The 17930-nt window shown below is 71.5% G+C and carries 14 protein-coding genes; 4 read left to right on the top strand and 10 right to left on the bottom strand.

The features are described from left to right. On the top strand, positions 1-159 hold a 159-nt coding region (locus VLI41_RS00400), incomplete at its 5' end, for a hypothetical protein (RefSeq protein ID WP_325266071.1). 115 nt (positions 160-274) lie between these two features. Here VLI41_RS00400 and VLI41_RS00395 read toward each other — a convergent pair. The 6 genes from VLI41_RS00395 to VLI41_RS00370 all read right to left on the bottom strand — a co-directional run bounded on the left by VLI41_RS00395 (position 275) and on the right by VLI41_RS00370 (position 6897). After that, a complete protein-coding gene (locus VLI41_RS00395) occupies positions 275-2461 on the bottom strand; it encodes a xanthine dehydrogenase family protein molybdopterin-binding subunit (protein ID WP_325266068.1) in 2187 nt (728 codons plus the stop codon). Between the two features lie 3 nt (positions 2462-2464). Then, a complete protein-coding gene (locus VLI41_RS00390; protein ID WP_325266067.1) occupies positions 2465-2932 on the bottom strand; it encodes a (2Fe-2S)-binding protein in 468 nt (155 codons plus the stop codon). 73 nt (positions 2933-3005) lie between these two features. Beyond that, a complete protein-coding gene (locus VLI41_RS00385) occupies positions 3006-4382 on the bottom strand; it encodes a sensor histidine kinase (protein WP_325266066.1) in 1377 nt (458 codons plus the stop codon). 118 nt (positions 4383-4500) lie between these two features. After that, complete coding sequence (locus VLI41_RS00380) at positions 4501-5211, bottom strand: TPM domain-containing protein (protein WP_325266065.1); 711 nt, start codon at positions 5209-5211, stop codon at positions 4501-4503. A gap of 1 nt (position 5212) precedes the next feature. Continuing rightward, positions 5213-5971: a TPM domain-containing protein gene (locus VLI41_RS00375; protein WP_325266070.1), complete on the bottom strand. Its 759-nt coding sequence runs from the start codon at positions 5969-5971 to the stop codon at positions 5213-5215. Between the two features lie 188 nt (positions 5972-6159). Beyond that, positions 6160-6897, bottom strand: coding sequence for a LemA family protein (locus VLI41_RS00370; RefSeq protein WP_414692510.1), 738 nt, complete (start codon positions 6895-6897; stop codon positions 6160-6162). 51 nt (positions 6898-6948) lie between these two features. Between VLI41_RS00370 and VLI41_RS00365 the strand changes: the two genes are divergently transcribed. Beyond that, a complete protein-coding gene (locus tag VLI41_RS00365) occupies positions 6949-7713 on the top strand; it encodes a class I SAM-dependent methyltransferase (RefSeq protein WP_325266063.1) in 765 nt (254 codons plus the stop codon). 196 nt (positions 7714-7909) lie between these two features. Here VLI41_RS00365 and VLI41_RS00360 read toward each other — a convergent pair whose 3' ends face one another. The 3 genes from VLI41_RS00360 to VLI41_RS00350 form a co-directional block, all read right to left on the bottom strand. Then, positions 7910-9775 carry an ABC transporter ATP-binding protein gene (locus tag VLI41_RS00360; RefSeq protein WP_325266062.1) on the bottom strand — a complete coding sequence of 622 codons (1866 nt, stop codon included), beginning with the start codon at positions 9773-9775 and terminating at the stop codon, positions 7910-7912. Continuing rightward, positions 9772-11583, bottom strand: coding sequence for an ABC transporter ATP-binding protein (locus VLI41_RS00355; RefSeq protein ID WP_325266061.1), 1812 nt, complete (start codon positions 11581-11583; stop codon positions 9772-9774). The genes VLI41_RS00360 and VLI41_RS00355 overlap by 4 nt, the downstream gene beginning before the upstream one ends. Before the next feature lie 375 nt (positions 11584-11958). Further along, the gene (locus tag VLI41_RS00350; RefSeq protein WP_325266060.1) at positions 11959-12936 is read right to left on the bottom strand and encodes a S1C family serine protease; all 978 of its coding nucleotides are present in this window, start codon (positions 12934-12936) and stop codon (positions 11959-11961) included. A 261-nt stretch (positions 12937-13197) separates the two neighbouring features. Here VLI41_RS00350 and VLI41_RS00345 point away from each other — a divergent pair, with 261 nt between their 5' ends. After that, positions 13198-14781, top strand: a complete 1584-nt coding sequence (locus VLI41_RS00345; protein WP_325266059.1) for an AMP-binding protein — start codon at positions 13198-13200, stop codon at positions 14779-14781. A 121-nt stretch (positions 14782-14902) separates the two neighbouring features. Then, a complete protein-coding gene (locus VLI41_RS00340; RefSeq protein WP_325266058.1) occupies positions 14903-16984 on the top strand; it encodes a phosphocholine-specific phospholipase C in 2082 nt (693 codons plus the stop codon). A gap of 22 nt (positions 16985-17006) precedes the next feature. Here VLI41_RS00340 and VLI41_RS00335 read toward each other — a convergent pair whose 3' ends face one another. Further along, on the bottom strand, positions 17007-17915 hold the full coding sequence (locus VLI41_RS00335; protein ID WP_325266057.1) for a LysR family transcriptional regulator: 909 nt from the start codon (positions 17913-17915) through the stop codon (positions 17007-17009). Between the last annotated feature and the right edge of the window lie 15 nt (positions 17916-17930).

Below are 17930 nucleotides of genomic sequence, written 5' to 3'. Positions count from 1 at the left end.
CTGCAGCTCTCCGAGGCGGTGCTGGTGGAGATCGGCGTGCCCATGGGCCGGGTGATCGCCTCGATCCATGAACGGCGCGACGAGTTCCGCAAGGCGCTGAACCGGCCGCAGGCGCTGGGCGGCCGCACGCGCCGGTTCCGGCGCGGGGAGGGGCCGTGACTTCTCTTCCGCTCCTTCCCGCGAAGGCGGGAATCCATGCCGCGGATGGATCACCTGCGCTCCCGGACTGACAACTCAGCTTGGGGCCCCGCCTACGCGCGGACGAGCGGAGCGATCAGGTCCTGAGCAGCCTGGCGTCGACCGGCAGCTCGCGGATGCGGACGCCGGTGGCGGCGAAGATGGCGTTGCAGAGCGCCGGCAGCGCCGGCGGCAGGGCGGGCTCGCCCAGGCCGGTGGGCGGATAGGCGGTCTTCAGGAACTTCACCTCGACCGGCGGGGCGTCGGCCATGCGCAGGACCGGGTAGTCGTAGAAGTTGTTCTGCGCGACCGCCCCGTTCTCGATCGTGACCTTCTGGAAGAGGGCGTGCGACAGGCCGTCGATGGCCGCGCCCTGCACCTGGTTCATGGCGCCTGAGGGGTTGACGATCTGGTGGCCGACGTCGACCGCCACCCAGACCTTCTCCGGCTTGACCTTGCCGGCGGCGTCCACGCGCGCCCGCACCACCTCGGCGAAGTAGCCCAGGTGGCTGAAGTAGCAGGCGACGCCCATGCCGGTGCGGGCGGGAAGCTTGGTCTTGCCCCAGCCGCTCATCTCCGCGACGGCCTTGAGGACGCCGCGCATGCGCTCGGCGTTGAAGGCGGACGGGCCCTCGCCCACCAGCTTCTGGTCGCCCAGCAGCTTCAGCTGGAAGGCGACCGGGTCCTGCCCCGCCGCATGCGCCAGCTCGTCGATCATCGACTGGTGCACGAAGGCGAGGGCGTTGGAGCCGGGCGCCCGCAGCGGACCGGTCGGCACGCCCAGCGGCATCGTCGAGACGCCGACCTGGCAGTCCTTCACGAACCGGCCCGGGAACTCGTTCGGCCCCATGCCGGCGGAGGAGGCCGGCTTGTCCGGCGCCTCGCCGAAGGTCACGAAGTGGTTCTTCCAGGCGACGACGTTCCCCTGCGCGTCGAGGCCCGCCTCCAGGAAGTGGAACCCGGCCGGGCGGTAGAAATCGTGCTTGATGTCGTCCTCGCGCGTCCAGACGAGCTTCACCGGCGCCTTGGCGGCGCGCGCGATCCAGGCGGCCTCGACCATGTAGTCGTTGGAGAGCCGGCGCCCGAAGCCGCCGCCGCAGCGGGTCATGTGGATGGTGATGTCGTCGGGCTTGAGGCCGAGGGTCTGGGCGACCAGCTGGCGGCCGGATTCCGGGTTCTGGGTGGGCGCCCAGATCTCCAGCTTGCCGTCCTTGCCGAACTCGGCCGTGCAGTTCATCGGCTCCATGGCGACGTGCGCCAGGAACGGATAGGCGTAGGCCGCCTTCACTGTCTTGGCGGCGCCCTTCAGCGCCTGGTCGGCGTCGCCGTCCTTGCGGATCACCTTCTGCGGCGCGCCGGCGGAGAGCTCGCCCGCCCGCTTGGCGAAGCCCGCCGAGCTCTGCGCCGAGGTGGGATGGGCGGCCCACTTGACGGCGAGCTTGTCGCGGCCCTTGCGCGCGGCCCACCAGCTGTCGCCGACCACCGCAACGCCGGGCAGCAGGCCTGAGAGGTTCTCCCCGCCCTCGACCACGAAGGCGTCCTTGACGCCCTTGACCGCCTTGGCGGCGGCGACATCGGCGCTCGCCACCTTGGCGCCGAACACCGGCGCCTTTTCATAGGTCGCGTAGAGCATTCCCGGACGGCGCACGTCGATGCCGAACAAGGGCTGGCCGGTGACGATCCTGGCGGTGTCGTACTGCGGCGTGGCCTTGCCGATGATCCTGTAGTCCTTGGGGTCCTTGACCGCGACGGACCTGGCGTCGGGAACCGCGACCCCGGCGCACTGGCCCGCCAGCGAGCCGTAGCTGGCGCGCCGCTTGGTCGAGGCGTGGATGACCATGCCGCGGTCGGTGGAGCACTCGCCCGCCGGGCAGTTCCAGGCCAGCGCCGCGGCCTCGATCAGCATGGCGCGGGCCACTGCGCCCACGCGGCGCAGCTCCTCCCAGTGCAGCGGCGTGGCCATCGAGCCGCCGGCGAACTGGCGGCCGTAGAGCTTGGGATCGCTGTCGGCCTGCTCGATGCGGACGTTCTCCCAGGGCACGTCCAGCTCTTCGGCGATGAGCATCGGCAGCGAGGTCTTCACGCCCTGCCCGATCTCCGGGTTCTTGGCCATGATGGTGACCATGCCGTCGGGCGCCACGCGGACGTAGGCGTTGAGCGGCTTGACCCCGGCCTCGGCGGCCCCGGCCTTGGGGGCGATCTGGAAGGCGAGCAGCAGGCCGGCGGCGGAGGCGGAGGCCTGGATGAAGCCGCGGCGGGACGTCCCGGTGAGTTCAAGGGTCATGGCTCAGACCTCCACCGGCTGTCCGGAGGCGCGCTTGATGGCGGCGCGGATGCGGTTGTAGGTGGCGCAGCGGCAGATGTTGCCGCTCATCGCCGCGTCGATGTCGGCGTCGCTCGGCCTGGGCTTGGCCTTGAGGAGCGCGCTCGCCGACATGATCTGGCCCGGCTGGCAGTAGCCGCACTGGGCGACGTCGAACTCCGCCCAGGCGGCCTGCAGCTTCTTGCCGAGCGGATCGGCGCCGAGGCCTTCGATGGTGGTGATCCTCTTCTCGCCGACCGTGGAGACCGGCGTCGAGCAGGAGCGGACGGGCTGGCCCTCGAGGTGCACCGTGCAGGCGCCGCACTGGCCGACGCCGCAGCCGAACTTCGGCCCGGTGATGCCGAGCGTGTCGCGCAGCGTCCAGAGCAGCGGCGTGTCGGGTTCAACATCGGCCGTCAGGACCTTGCCGTTGACGTTGAGCTTGTAGGCCATGGCGCTCCTCCCACGAAGCCCGCCCATCGTAGCGCAGTCGGGAGGGCGCGGCAAAGAACGGCGCCTGGCGAAATCAGCCGGAGACCCTGAATTCCATGCGCGCCGAGAAGCCGTCGGGGTCGAAGGCGGACTCGACCTTGCCGCCCTGGTTGCGCAACGCCGCCTGCAGCAGGCGCGAGCCGAAGCCCCGCCGGTTGGAGGGCTCGACGCGCGGGCCGCCGCGCTCGCGCCACTGCAGCGCGGCCATGCCCGGTCCGGCATCGCCCGAGGCCAGCGCGATGCGGCCCTCCGGGCGCGAGAGGGCGCCGTACTTCACCGCATTGGTGGCCATCTCATGCAGCAGCAGGGCGAGCCCCGCGGCCACGTCGCCGTTGACCGTCAGGCCGGCGATGGTGGGCTCGATGTCGAAGCGCGTGAGGCCGAAGGGCCCCAGCGCCTGGACCGCCAGCTCGTAGAGCGCCACGGGCCGGCCGCCGGCGGCGGTGACCAGGTCCTGCGACTGGGCCATGGCCTGCAGGCGCGCGACCAGCACCTCCTCGAAGTCCTTGACGCCCTCGGCGCTGCGGGCGGTCTCGCTGATGATGGCGGTCATCACCTGGATGCCGTTCTTGGCGCGGTGGGCGAGCTCGCCCATGACCAGGCTGCGGCGCTCCTCCGCCTCGCGGCGGCTGGTGGTGTCGAGCGTGGTGCCGACCACCATGGCGGCGCCGGCCTCATCGGCGACCACGCGGCCGCGGGTCAGGATCCAGCGCATCTGGCCGTTGGGCGCCACGGCCCGGTATTCGACCCCGAAATCGCCGCCGCCCGGGCGGTCGCGGGCCGCGGCGAAGGCCTGGCGGATGCGGTCCACATCGTCCGGATGGACCATGGCCATGTAGGTCTCGATGCTGACCGGGGCCTCGGGCGGCAGGCCGAAGATCGCCCGGTTGCGATCCGACCAGGTGAGCTGGCCCGTGCGGATGTCCCACTCCCAGAACCCCAGGCCGGTCGATTCGACCGCCACCTCCAGGCGCCGGCGCTGCTCGGCGAGCTCCTGGGCCGCGAGCCTGTGCTCGGTGACGTCGCTCATCAGCCCGTCCCACGTCGAGCCGCCGTCGGGCAGCCGCCGGCCGAGGGATGCGATGCGGCGCCAGCGGACCTCGCCGTCGGCGCGGCGCATGCGGACCTCGATCTCGAAGCGGCCGTCGCCGGCCAGCGCCTCGGACTCGGCGCGGGCGAAGGCCTCGCGGTGTTCGGGCAGGATCTGGTCGTAGAGCCGCGCCGGATCGGCGAGCGCCGCCTCGGCCGGCACGCCGGTCAGGGCTTCGCAGTTGGCCGACAGATAGGTGAAGCGGCGGCCCTCCCCGCCGGGCCCGGCCTGGATCTGGAAGGCCATGCCGAGGCCCAGCGCCTCCGCGACCTGGGCGAAGGGCATGACCTCGGAGCGGCCGATCTTGTCGTGCTCGTCCACATCATCCCCAAACGATCCAGCCCGCCAATGTGGTGCGGCAGAGCTTGAAGGACAACAGCAAATCGGCGCTGACTCGCGCAAAACGCGAAAATTGTCCGCCCACAGCCAGGGCGGACGTTCAGTGGCGGGGCAGGACCACCACCGCGTCGGGAAGCTGGTTCGGATTGTCGCCCGGATCGGCGGGGAAGCGCTCGGCGAGCACCTCGCCGCAGAGCCCGACCGCCGCGGCGAAGCCCGCGCCGGGCTCGCCCCGCTTCAGGCCCTCGGTGAGCGCGGCGACAGCGCGGTCCCAGACATGCGGCTCCACGTGCGCGGCGATCCCCTCGTCGGCCATCAGCTCGGCCATCCGCTCGCCCAGCGAGACGAAGATCAAGACGCCGGTGCGCTCGCGGGTGGCGTGCAGGTTCTTGCTCACGAACAGCTCGGCGGCGCGGCGGCGGACCGTGTGCCGCTTGACCGCGCGCGGCGTGAGCGCCAGCCGCAGCGGCCTCAGCGCCACGAGGACGCCGACGACGGCGAAGAGCGCCGCCTGCAGCAGGATGTCGCCCAGCAGCGCGCGGCGGACGGCCGCCTGGGCCGCCTCGCCCACCTGGGCCGCGGTCCAGCCGCCGAACAGCTCGGGCGCGCTCACGTGCACGCCGCCCAGCAGCAGGATCGCCGGGGCCAGCAGCGCCACGCCCGCCGCCCAGGCGAGCGGGGTCTCGATGTAGTGCGAGCTCTCCTCGCCCACGACGCAGTAGATCTCGCCGGTGGTGCGCGTCTCCGCCTGGCGCACGGCCGCCTCGATGGCGGCGAGATCGGCAGGGCTCAAAGGGCTGTTCTGCGCCATCTCACCAGCTCCCCGATGCGCCGCCGCCGCCGAACGAGCCGCCGCCGCCGGAGAATCCGCCGCCGCCGAAGCCGCCGCCGCCGCCCCAGGCTCCGCCGCGCCCGCCGCTGGAGAGCGCCAGCGGCAGCAGCCACCAGAGTCCGCCCCCGCCGAAGCCGCTGCGCCGCCGGAACAGCGCCGCCAAGACCCAGAAGATCAGGAAGATGGCGACCAGCGGCAGGGGCGTGCCGCCGTGGCTGCGGGCGGTTCGGGCGATCGGCTGCTGGGCGGCCTGGGCGACATTGGCCTTGGCCTGGTCGTCCGGCAGCGAGAGCTGCTGGATCAGCGCCTCGGTCCCGTCGACGACGCCCTGCTCCATCTGGCCGGCCTTGAACTGGGGCAGGACCTTGCGCTGCAGGATGACCTCGGAGAGCGCGTCGGTGAGCACCGGCTCCAGCCCGTAGCCCACCTCGATGCGCACCTTCCGCTCGTTGGGCGCGACCAGCAGGATGGCGCCGTCGTTGATCCCCTTGCGGCCGAGCTGCCAGGTGCGGCCGAGCTGATAGCCGTAGTCCTCGATCGAATAGCCCTGCAGGTCGGGGATGGTGGCGACCACGAGCTGGTGGCCGGTCTGGGTCTCCAGCTGGGCGAGCTCGCCGTCGAGCTTCTGAGCGGTCTGCGGCGTGAGCAGGTGGGCGTCGTCCACCACCCGGCCGGTGAGCGGCGGGAAGATGGGCGCGGCCAGGGCGGGCGCAGCGAACAGCAGCGCCACGAACAGCATCACGAGAGCCGCAATCCAGCCTTCTCCCCCGGCGGGAGAAGGTGGCCGCCGCAGGCGGTCGGATGAGGGGTTGAACGTCATCTCAGCTGCGAACAGAGGCGGAAGGGTCGGGCGACCCCTCATCCGTCGGGCTCCGCCCGGCACCTTCTCCCGCAGGGGGAGAAGGCGGATCCGCCGAATGGCGGCGATCACTTCGTGGCCTGGCCGGGCGGCAGGGCGGCCGAGGACGGCGGCGGCGCGCCCGGCTGGGCCGGGGCCGTGCCGGAGGGCGGGGGCGGCGGCGTGGTGTCGAACGAGACCGTCGGCGCCGACTGCGCCTGGGAGGTGGCGGAGAACAGCTGCATGGGCTTGGCGTGCTGCAGGTTCGCCCAGATCATCTGCGGGAAGGTGCGCAGGCTGGTGTTGTAGTCGGCGACCGCCTGGTTGTAGTCGCGCCGGGCGATGGCGATGCGGTTCTCGGTGCCTTCGAGCTGGCTCTGCAGCGCCAGGAAGTTCTGGTTCGACTTCAGGTCCGGATAGCGCTCGGAGATCATCATGAGCCGGCCGAGCACGCCGCTCAGCCGGTCCTGGGCGGCCTGGTACTGCTGGAACTTGGCCGGATCGGTGAGCGTGGAGGCGTCGACCTTCACCTGGGTCGCCGAGGCGCGCGCCTCGGTCACCTCGACGAGGACGCTCTTCTCCTGGGCGGCGTAGCCCTTCACGGTGTTGACCAGGTTGGGGATCAGGTCGGCGCGGCGCTGGTACTGGTTCTGCACCTCGGCCCAGGCCTGCTGGGCCTTCACCTGCTGGGTCGGGATCACATTGTAGCCGCAGGCGGCGAGCACGAGCGGCGCCACGAGGACGAGGGCGAAACGCGCGAGGCGCGGGCGAAGTCTGCTCACGGTGAGGTGTCCCCCTTTGTCCAAGCCCGGCTTGGTCGGGAGCATATTTGGCCCCGGTCTTGATCCAGCGCAACGGCCGGCCCAGCTTCGGCAGCCATGGCGACCAAGCCCTACTATGCGCCGGGCTCGCTGAGCGCGGCCTTCTACGACGTGGTGACCGCGGCCGACGCGCGGCTCGCGGGCGACATCGAGATCTACGCCGGACTGGCGGCGCCGGGCGCGCGGGTGCTGGAGCTCGGGACGGGTTCGGGGCGCGTGGCCGCCGCGCTGGCCGGGCGGGGCTTTGCGGTGACCGGGATCGACACCGCGCGCGCCATGCTGGCGCAGGCCAAGGCGCGGGTCGCGGCGCTCCCGGGTGAGGTCGCGGGGCGCATCGAGCTGCGGCTGGGCGACATGACGGCGCTCGACCTCAAGCGGACCTTCGATCTGGTGATCTGCCCCTACTTCGGCCTGGCGCACCTGCCCGCCGGCGCAGCCTGGCGCAACGCCTTCGCCACCGCCGCGCGACATCTGCCGGCGGGCGGACGCGCAGCCTTCCACCTGCCGCTGCTGGAGGCGATGCGCGGAGGGGGTCCGGCCGATCCCGCCGCCATAGTGCTCGACCAGCCGATCGGCTCCGGCGGACGCCTCAGGCTCTACGTGCGCGAACGGCGCTTCCGGGACGACCTGGGCCGGCTGGACCAGGTGATCGACTATGTCGAGCACGACGCCAAGGGCTCGGTGGCGCGGCGGGCGAGCGAGCGCCTCACCTATTACCTGACCGATCCCGTCCCGGCCGCGGCGGCCGCCGGCCTGGTCGCCGAGCGCCCGCCGATCGCCCTGGGCGGCATTGGCGAGATCCGCGTGTTCCGGAAGCCTTGAGCGGCCGCCTCGCGAGGCAGCGCCGGCGGAAGCTCGTGGGCGCGCCCGCCATGAAGGGAGGGCTCGGTCGCAACAACCGGCGCGCGGCTGACACATGACGCGGTGCCGCGGCCGCTACACCTGGAATCCAGCGGCTGGTATCGGCGCCGCACCGACCCGTTCGCGCCCTGAGCCCAGGACGCCAGGTCCGCGCGCCTCAGGTCCGGGTCGCGAACTCGGCGTCGCCGGTGGCGGCGACCACCTGGTCGTCGAAACTGGCGTGCGCCGAGGTGTAGAGGCGGTGATAGAGGCCCTTCCGGCGCATCAGCTGGCCGTGCCCGCCCTGCTCGATGATCCGGCCCTGCTGCAGGACGATGATCCGGTCGGCGTCGCGGATCGTCGCGAGCCGGTGGGCGATCACCATGCAGGTGCGCCCGGCGAACAGCACCTTCAGCGCCTTCTGGATCGCCTGTTCGGTGAAGGAGTCGATGTTGGCGGTCGCCTCGTCGAGGATCAGGATCTGCGGATCGGCGACCAGGGCGCGGGCGAAGGAGATCAGCTGGCGCTGGCCGACCGAGATGTTGCGGCCGCGCTGGCCGAGCTGGGCGTCGTAGCCCTCCGGCAGCCGCATGATGAACTCGTGCGCCGAGACCGCCTTGGCCGCCTCGACGATCTCCTCGCGCGAAGCGCGGGTGTTGTAGCGGATGTTCTCCTCGATCGTGCCGGTGAACAGGAAGGGCTCCTGCAGCACCATGCCGATGTTGCGCCCCAGGCTGTCGAGGGTGACGTCGCGCACGTCCTGGCCGCCCACCAGCACCTGGCCCTTGTCGACCTCGTAGAAGCGGTGGGTGAGCGAGATGATCGAGGTCTTGCCGGAGCCGGTCGGCCCCACCAGGGCGACCACCTCGCGCGGGCGCACCTTGAAGGAGACGTCGTGCAGGATCGGCCGGCCCGGCTCGTATCCGAAGGTCACGTCGCGGAATTCCACGGTCGGCTCGAAGGTCTCGAGCGGTGTCGCGCCGGGCTTGTCCCTGATGGTCACGGGCACGTCGAGCACCTCGAAGATCCGGTGCCCGGCGGCCATCGCCCGCTGCATGATGGTGTACTGCATGGAGAGCATGCGGACGGGGTCGAAGAAGCGTTGCACATAGAACAGGAAGGCGACCATCACGCCGACCTCGAGGCGCTTGTCGAGCACCGCCTCGCCGCCCACCACGATGACCAGCGACATGGCGACGCCGGTCAGCACGTCGACGGTGGGGACCATGATCTGGCTCATCCACGAGGCCCCCGTCTGGGCCTTGAAGTTGTCGAACGCCTTCTCGCGGTAGAGCTCGAAGTTGAGCTGCTCGCGGCGGGTCTCCTGGACGGTGCGCACGCCGTTGATGTTCTCCGCCAGCGCCGAGTTGGCGGTCGACGAGGCGTCGCGGGCGGCGCGGAAGGTCTTCTTGGAATGGGGCAGCCACAGCGCGCGGATGCCGATCAGGGCCGGCAGCACGAGCAGGGTGAGCAGGCCCAGCCGCACGTCCATGACCACCAGCATCACCGAGATGCCGATCAGGGTCGCGAAGTCGCCGACCGCGCCCGTGGAGCTCTCCAGGAACTCCTGCAGCGAGTTCACGTCGCCCTGCAGGCGGGCCATGATCCGGCCGACGTGGGTCTTGTCCATGAACGACAGCGAGATGTCCTGGAAGTGGGCGAACATCGCCCGGCGGATGTCGAAGATCACCCGCTGCGCCAGCCGCGAGGACAGCCACTCGCCGCAGAAGAAGCAGACGATGAAGGCGGCGGCGCCGGCGACGAACCACAACAGCGTGGCGTGCAGCCGGACCGCGTCGTGCCGCGTCGCCGAGGCCACCACCTGGCCGATCAGGTAGGGCAGCGTCACCTGCGAGCCGGCCGAGAGCAGCACCGCGACCTGGGTGATCAGGAAGGCGCGCTTGTGCGGCTTCAGGTAGCTGAAGAAGCGGCGCGCGATGCGGGGGTCGAAGACGCCGAAGACATCGTCGCCTTCGGGGGAGCCCAGCGAGGCGCGCGGCGCCCGCGGTGCGGCGGTGTCGGGCTGGAAGACCGCGTCGGTCATGCGCGGGCCTCGCGCACCCGCGGCGCTTCCTCGGCCTCGCCCTCCAGCGTGGCGCGGGCGTCGGGGCGGGTCTGCAGCTCGTAGAGGTCGGCGTAGACGCCGCCCTGGGCCACCAGCTCGGCGTGGGCGCCCCGCTCGACGATGCGGCCCTCGTCGAGCACCAGGATCTCGTCGGCGTGCATCAGCGAGGACAGCCGGTGGGCGATGATGATCGTCGCCTTCATCTTGGTGGCGTGGGCGAGCCCGTCGCGCACCTTGCGCTCGGTGACCGCGTCGATGGCGGCGGTGGAATCGTCGAAGATCATGATCCCGGGCTCGGGCACCACGCCGCGGGCGATGCTCATCCGCTGCCGCTGACCGCCGGACAGGGCCACGCCGCGCTCGCCGACCCGGGTCTCGTACCCGCCGGGAAGGGCGGCGACATGCTCGTGGATCTGGGCGGTCTTGGCCGCGCCCAGGATGCGCGCATCCTCCGCCCAGGGATCGGCATAGGCCACGTTGTGGCCGACCGAGGCGTCGAACAGGAAGGCCTCCTGCTGGACGAGGCCGACGTATTGCCTGAGCGAGGCGAGCGTCACCGCGCGGATGTCGACGCCGTCGATGGTGATCTTCCCGCCTGTGACGTCGTAAAAGCGAGGGATCAGGTTGGCGAGCGTCGACTTGCCGGAGCCCGGCGGCCCGACGATGCCCAGGGTCTTGCCGGCGCGGACCTCGAAGCTGAGGTCCGACAGGATCGGCTTGGCGCCCGGCGCGTAGCGGAACTCGACGTGCTCGAAGCGCAGCGTCCCTTCGGTCGGGCTGAGCGGCTGGGCGTCCGGCGCATCGGCGATCTCCGGCTCCAGATCGAGCACCTCGAACACCCGTCCGCCGGAGGAGGTGGCCCGGGCCATCGAATTGAAGATCATCGCGACCTGCCGGATGGGCGCCTGCAGCAGCGTCATGTAGCCCAGGAACTCGGTGAGCCGCCCGGGGGTCATCGCCCCCGACGCCACCTTGCCGCCGCCGATCCACAGGAGCAGGGCCATGGAGCCGTAGAAGCTCACCTGCATGGCCGAGACGCCCTTGTAGCGCAGGGTGATGCGCCGGAAGGCGTAGGCGAGCGCATCACCGGCCGCCCGATCGAATTTCTCCATCTCGAAGCGCTTGCCGGCGAAGGCGCGCACCACGCGGATCCCCTGGAGGTTCTCCTCCATGGTCAGCGTCAGGATCGACATCAGCTGCTGCACGCGCAGCCAGGTGACCCTGAGCAGGAAGCCCATGCGGGCCAGCGCGAAGCCCGCGATGGGCACGAACGCCAGGCCCAGCACCGCCATCAGCCGGTCTGAGGAGACCATCATGTAAGAGGAGAAGCTGATCAGCAGGACCAGCGAGAGCGCCTGCTGCAGGCTGGTCTGGACGAAGGCGCGCGTGCCCTCGAGGTCGAGCATGCCGCGGGTGATCAGGTCGCCCGAGTGCACCCGGTCGTGGAAGCCGAAGGAGAGCCGCTGCAACTGCTGGAAGAACTTCAGCCGCAGGTCGTAGGCGACGCGCTGGGAGAGGAATTCCGACTGGTAGCCGGCCGCGGCGGTCAGCACGCCGCGGGTCAGCGTCGCCGCGATGACCATGGCGGCCGTCAGCAGCAGAGCATGGCGCGCGACCCCGGCTTGGCCGTGGGCGGAAAGCCGCAGCGCAGCGTCGATCGCGTGGCCGTAGAGCCGCGGCAGCGTCATGCTCGCCACGGTGGCCACCAGCGAGGTCGCCACCGTCAACGCCACCCGGGCGCGGTACCTCAAGGTCAGGGCGGCGATCCGGGCCAGCACGGATGGCATGGCCGAGACATCCACGGTCGGGAGGTCAGACAGCGCCGCACTCCGCCCCCGGTGGGGCGAATCACTCATCTCATCATTTCCTCTGTGCGGCCTCTATTCTGAGGCGCCGGGCGGGCGCGGCCAACCCGGAATTGACGTCAGGGCGGAAACATGGCCCACGGCGAGCCCCGCGCGAGCGGCCTAGACTGGGCGGCGATGAAGACCCCCCGCAACCTGCGCGCCGACGCCTTCGCCGGAACCGCCGAGGCCTACCTCCCGCGACCGGCCGCCCCAGGCCGGGCTCAGGGCGGCCTTGGCGCCCCAGCCGGGCGCGCTATTCCGGGAGACGCTGAAGGCCAGCTCATGCTCGCCCGCAAGCCGGGCTGACCGGGCGTCTCAGTTCATCCGGGGCTTCTTCAGAAGGTCGGTGCGGTCGACGGAGCGGATCTCGACGTCGAACACGTCGCCGTCGCGCTGCAGGCGCAAGGCGATGGTCGCGCCGGGCGGCCCCTGGGCCCAGAGCTTCTCGTAGAAATCGGCGAGCCCGTCGACCGGCTCGCCGGCCACCGCCAGGATGACGTCGCCGCGGCGCAGCTCGGCGCGGGCGGCCGGCCCGCGCGGGTTGACGCCGGCCACCACCACGTGCGGTTCGAGGTCCTGGGCCAGCACGCCGAGCCACGGCCTGGGCGGATGGGCCGGGCGGCCGCGCGCCAGGTCGTCGAGGATCGGCGGCAGCAGGTCGGCGGGCACGAACATGTTGATCGGCTTGACCGCGCCGGAGCGGGTCTGCCCCTCGAGGCTCAGCGAGCCCACGCCCACCAGGTCGCCGGCCGGCGAGATCAAGGCCGCGCCGCTCCAGTGCGGGTGGCCCGGCTGGGTGATGATGGCGTCCCCCAGCAGGTACTCCCAGTAGCCGGCGAAGCGCATGCGGGTGACAACCTCGCCGGCCGCGGCGTGGGTGCGGCCTCCGGCGCCGGCGACGATCACCGGGCTTTCGGTGCGCAGCGCCGCGGAGTCGCCGAGCCGCAGGGTGGGCGCGCCCAGCGGCTCCAGCGCCTGCACGAGGCCGAAGCCCGTGACCGGGTCGGAGCCCAGCACGTGGGCGGCGACGCGCCGGCCGCGCCCGAGCGTGAGCACCACCTCGTCGGCCTCCATGATCAGATAGCCCATGGTCACCACCAGGCCGTTCGGGCCGATGACGATCCCGTTGCCGATCCGCTCGACGCCCAGGCTGGCGGCGGTGAAGGCGTCCCGCGGCGCGCGCGCCTCCAGCGCCACGACCGCCGACAGCGCGCGGTCGAGATCGAACGGGTAGGCGTCCTCCGACGGCCGCAGATGGGCCGCCACTTCGTAGCCGTCGAACGGGAACGCCACGGGTGACCTCCAGGACCGACGCCCGAATCTGGGCCGGACGCGCGCCAGCGCAAGGCGAAAACGGTGGGCGCCGGGTCCGGGATGCGTCGGCTGCGCAATTGGCAGGCGCGCGGCCGGCGCGGGGGAATTGGCGCCTGGCTTCCGCCGTGATTTGGTGCGATCTCGGCCGCGGAGCCCGCGAGGCGGATCATTTCGTCCGCCCTGCCCGCGCGCCCAAAACGCAATTTCAGCGCCGCGCGTAGCGTCAGGCGGGAGGATTTGATGGAAGCCTTGAAGGAACGTGAGAGCCTGGACGAGCGGCTCGCCGCCGCGGCGCAGACCGGCATGACCGTGTCGGTGTGGGCCGAGCTCTATGGCGAGAAGCCCTACATCCACGACCCGTCCGGGCGGACCCGCTCCTACGCCCAGGTGAACGCCAACGCCAACCGGATCGCCCGCCTGCTGCGCGAGGCCCAGTTGAAGCCGGGGGATGCGGTGGCGCTGCTCTGCTCGAACCGCGCGGAGTTCGTCGAGGTGCTGGCCGCCACCCGGCGCACCGGGCTGCGGATCACCCCGGTCAACTGGCACCTGACCGCGGAGGAGATCGCCTATGTCGTCAACGACTGCGAGGCCAAGGCGCTGTTCGCCGAGGACCGCGTGGCCGCCGCCGGCCCCGCCGCCGCGGATTGCCCGAAGCTGATCGTCAAGGTGGCGATCGGCGGCCCGATCCCCGGCTTCGCGGACTACGACGCCGCCCTCGCCTCCCACGACGGCTCGGACATCGAGGCGCCGGTGCTCGGCAACCAGATGATGTACACCTCGGGCACGACGGGGCGGCCGAAGGGCGTCTTCCGGCCAAACACCGTGGTCCCGATGGTCAATATGTTCGCCGCGCGCGGCTACGACGAGGAGTCCGTGCAGCTCTGCGCGGGGCCCGCCTATCACGCCGCGCCGCTCGCCTTCGATATCGGAGCGGCGATGGGCGCCGGGGCGCAGCTGGTGTTCCTGGACAAGTGGGACTCGGAGGCGACGCTGCGCGCGATCGCCGAGAAGCGCGTCACCCACATGCACCTGGTGCCGATCATGTTCCAGCGGCTGCTGGCGCTGCCGGACGAGGTGAAGTCGAAGTACGACGTCAGCCACGTGAAGTTCATCATCCACGGGGCGGCGCCCTGCCCGCCGGAAGTGAAGCTCGCCATGATCGAGTGGTTCGGCCCGATCATCACCGAGTACTACGCGGGCTCCGAAGGCGGCGCAGGCTTCGTGATCGACAGCCACGAATGGCTGAAGAAGCCGGGCTCGGTCGGCAAGAGGCCGGCGATGCTGGGCTCGAAGATCCTCGACGACAAGGGCGGGGAATGCCCGCCCGGCGTGCCCGGAACCATCTACCACCAGCTGCCGCCGGGCGGCGGCTTCGTTTACTTCAAGGACCAGGCCAAAACCCAGAAGAGCCGGGTGGGCGATTACTTCACGCTCGGCGACGTCGGCTACTACGACGCGGACGGCTACCTGTTCCTCACCGGGCGCGACGCCGAGACGATCATCTCCGGCGGGGTGAACATCTACCCGCAGGAGATCGACAACGAGCTCATCAAGCACGAGGCGGTGGCGGACAGCGCCACGGTCGGGGTTCCGGACGAGCAGTGGGGCGAGCAGGTCCGCGCGGTGATCCTGCTGAAGGAGGGCTATTCGCCCTCGGACGAGCTGGCCGACGAGATCCTGGCTTTCGCGCGCGCCAACCTGCCGGGCTTCAAGGTCCCGAAGAAGGTCGACTTCGTGAGCGAGCTGCCGCGCTCGGAAGCCGGCAAGATCCAGCGCAACAAGGTGCGCGCGCCCTATTGGGAAGGCCGCGCGCGGCAGATCTGAACGTCAGCGCCACGGATTTCACGGAAGGACACGGACCGCGCCGGCGCATCCGTGGCGTTCGTGCGATGCGTGGCTTGACGCAAGCGCGCGTCGTGCAGATCGCTGCGTTGGAGAGGCCGCCATGACGCTCGATCGCCGGAAATTCCTGGCCGCGGCCACGGCGGCGGCCGCCCTGCCCGCCGCCATCGCCCGGGCGCGGGCGATCGATGCGAGGGTGCGCTCCGGCACGATCGGCGACGTCGAGCACGTCGTGGTGTTCATGCAGGAGAACCGCAGCTTCGACCACTATTTCGGATCCATGGCCGGGGTGCGCGGCTTCGGCGACCGCTTCCCGATCCCGCTGCCGGGCGGGCGAACGGTCTGGACCCAGGCCAATCGCGCGGGCGCCCGGCCCTCGCTGATCACGCCCTTCGCGCTGAACACCCGCGCCGACTTCCCGCTGATGCGCGTGCTCGGCACGCCGCACAACTGGACCGACGCCCAGGACGCCTGGGACGAGGGGCGGATGGCGCGCTGGCCGGCGGTGAAGGGGGAGCACGCCATGGCGCATTATTCGGCGGCCGATCTTCCCTTCCAGTTCGCGCTCGCCGAGGCGTTCACGATCTGCGACGCCTACCATTCCTCGATGCAGTGCGGGACCAATTCCAACCGGCTGTTCCTGTTCACCGGCACGAACGACCCGACGGGCGCGGGCGGCGGGCCGGCGATCAGCAACTCGCACGACAGCTTCCCCGAGGCGGGCGGGGCGAAGGACGGCTACCGCTGGACCACCTATCCCGAGCGGCTCACCGCCGCGGGCGTGTCGTGGCGCATCTACCAGGACATGGCCGACCTGTTTTCGGACAACCCGCTGGTGGGCTTCGCGCAGTACCGGGCGGCGCGCGCCGGGGCGGCGGGATCGGATCCGCGGCTGGCGCAGGCGGGGCTGAGCACGCGCAAGCTGGACGCCCTGAAGGCCGACGTGCTGGCCGGGCGGCTGCCGCAGGTGTCGTGGATCATCGCCGGCGCGACGGAGTCGGAGCATCCCGGTCCCTCGAGCCCGGCGCAGGGAGCGGACTTCACCGCCCGGGTGCTGGACGCGCTGACCGCCAATCCGGCGGTCTGGGCCAACACCGTGCTGCTGGTGATGTTCGACGAGAACGATGGCTTCTTCGACCACGCGCCGCCGCCGGCCCCGCCGTCGCTGGACGCGGATGGGCGGATGCTGGGCGCCTCGAACGTCGAGCTGGCGGGCGAGCACCACCGGGTCCGCGCGGCGAGCGAGGCGCCGGTCGACCGCAAGGACCTGATGGGCCGCCCCTACGGCCTGGGCCCGCGGGCGCCGATGTACGTGGTCTCGCCCTGGAGCCGCGGCGGCTGGGTGAATTCGGAGGTGTTCGACCACACCTCGGTGATCCGCTTCCTGGAGGCGCGCTTCGGGGTGGCGGAGCCGAACATCTCGCCCTGGCGGCGCGCGGTCTGCGGCGACCTCACCTCGGCGTTCGATTTCAAGGCCCCGAACCGGGCGCCTGCCCCGATCCGGCTGCCCGCCACGGCCGCGATCGCCGCCCGGGCCGCGGCGCTGCCGCACACCACCCGGCCGGAAACGCCGGCCGAGCCCGTCGCGCCGGTCCAGACCATCGGGATCCGCCGCTCGCGCGCGCTGCCGTACGAGCTGATCTGCGGCGTCCATCGCGCGCGCGGGCCCGACCGCACCATCGTCGGATTCGAGGTCAGGGGCCGCGCCGCCGCGGTGTTCCACGTCTATGACCTGACCGATCTCGCCGCGCCGCCGCGCCGCTACACCGTCGCCGCGGGCCAGGCGCTCGAGGCCGATTGGCCGGGGCTGGAGCGCGACCTGTGGGTGCTCGGCCCGAACGGCTTCCACCGCCGCTTCCGCGGCGATGCCAGCGCGCCGGTGGTAAGCGCCGTGGCGGCCCGGGCCGGGAGCCTGACGCTGACGCTCGCCAATGTGACGGAGGCGCCGGTCGAGGCGCGGGCCGCGAGCGGCTACGGGCTGTCGCCGTGGCGGGTGCGCCTGGCGCCGCGCGCCGCGTCGCGTCGAACCTGGAAACTGGCGGCGAGCGGCGGGTGGTACGACCTCGCCGTCACGGCGGCGGGCCAGCCCGGGTTCCTGGAGCGCCTGGCCGGGCGGGTGGAGACCGGGCGCGACGCAATCAGCGACCCGGCCATGGGCGGGCCCGCGGTCATGCGCTGGGCCTGAGCCGTGCGGCGGACCTGGAGGTTCAGCCCTCCACCGCCTCGCGCACGCGGTCCAGGAACCAGTCGGTCCCGGCATCGCGCACGCCCGTGCGACGCATCAGCGAGACGGCGATGCGATTGGGGGGGAACGGCATGTCGAGCACCTGCAGGCCGAGCTTGGCCGCATGCCGCTCGGCCAGGCGGCGCGGGCAGGTGACCAGGCCGTCGGTGGAGGAGGCCAGCACCAGCGCCGTGAGCCAGTGCGGCACCCACGCCAGCTGGACGACGGGCTCGATCTCGCTGACCGGCGGGTCCTGGGCCGTTTCGCTGGCCCACCATGCGAAGATGTGGCCGATCTCCCGCCATTGCGCCTCGCTGATCGCGCCCTTGAGCTGGGGGTGATCCGCCCGCGCGGCGACGCAATAGCGGTCCTCGAACAGCGGCTCGACGACGAAGCCCGGTCGCGAGGCGCCGAACCGGCCAAGCGCGAAGTCGATCTCGCCGCGGCGCAGCGCGCCGAGCGCGGCGTCTTCGTCCCAATGGCCGATCGCGAACTGCACGCCGGGCGCCTTCGCCTTCAGCTGCAGGATCAGATCGGCTCCGATCAGGGCTGCGACGAACTCCGGGGCGACGAAGCGGAACCTCCGCCGGCTGGTCGACGGATCGAATCCCGGCTCACGCGAGAGCGCCTGGTCGCTCAGCTCGATGATCGCCTCGATCTTCGGCGCCAGCTCTTCGGCCCGGCGGGTGGGCTCGAACCCGTGCGGGCGGCGCACGAACAGGGGATCCTCGAACAGGTCGCGCAGGCGGTTCAGAGCATGGCTGATCGCAGGTTGGCTGAGGCCCAGGCGATCGGCCGCCTGGCTGGCGCGGCGCGTGCGGATCAGCTCGCGGAAGACGAGCAGCAGGCCGCCATCCAGGCGCCGGAGTTTGTTGATGTCGATATCACTCATTCAGAGAATTCAATA

Source organism: Phenylobacterium sp. (genome assembly GCF_035475775.1).
In the GTDB taxonomy this organism is placed as follows: domain Bacteria; phylum Pseudomonadota; class Alphaproteobacteria; order Caulobacterales; family Caulobacteraceae; genus Phenylobacterium.
Note: the sequence above shows the minus strand (reverse complement) of the source record. Positions and strands in the feature narration are given on the sequence as shown.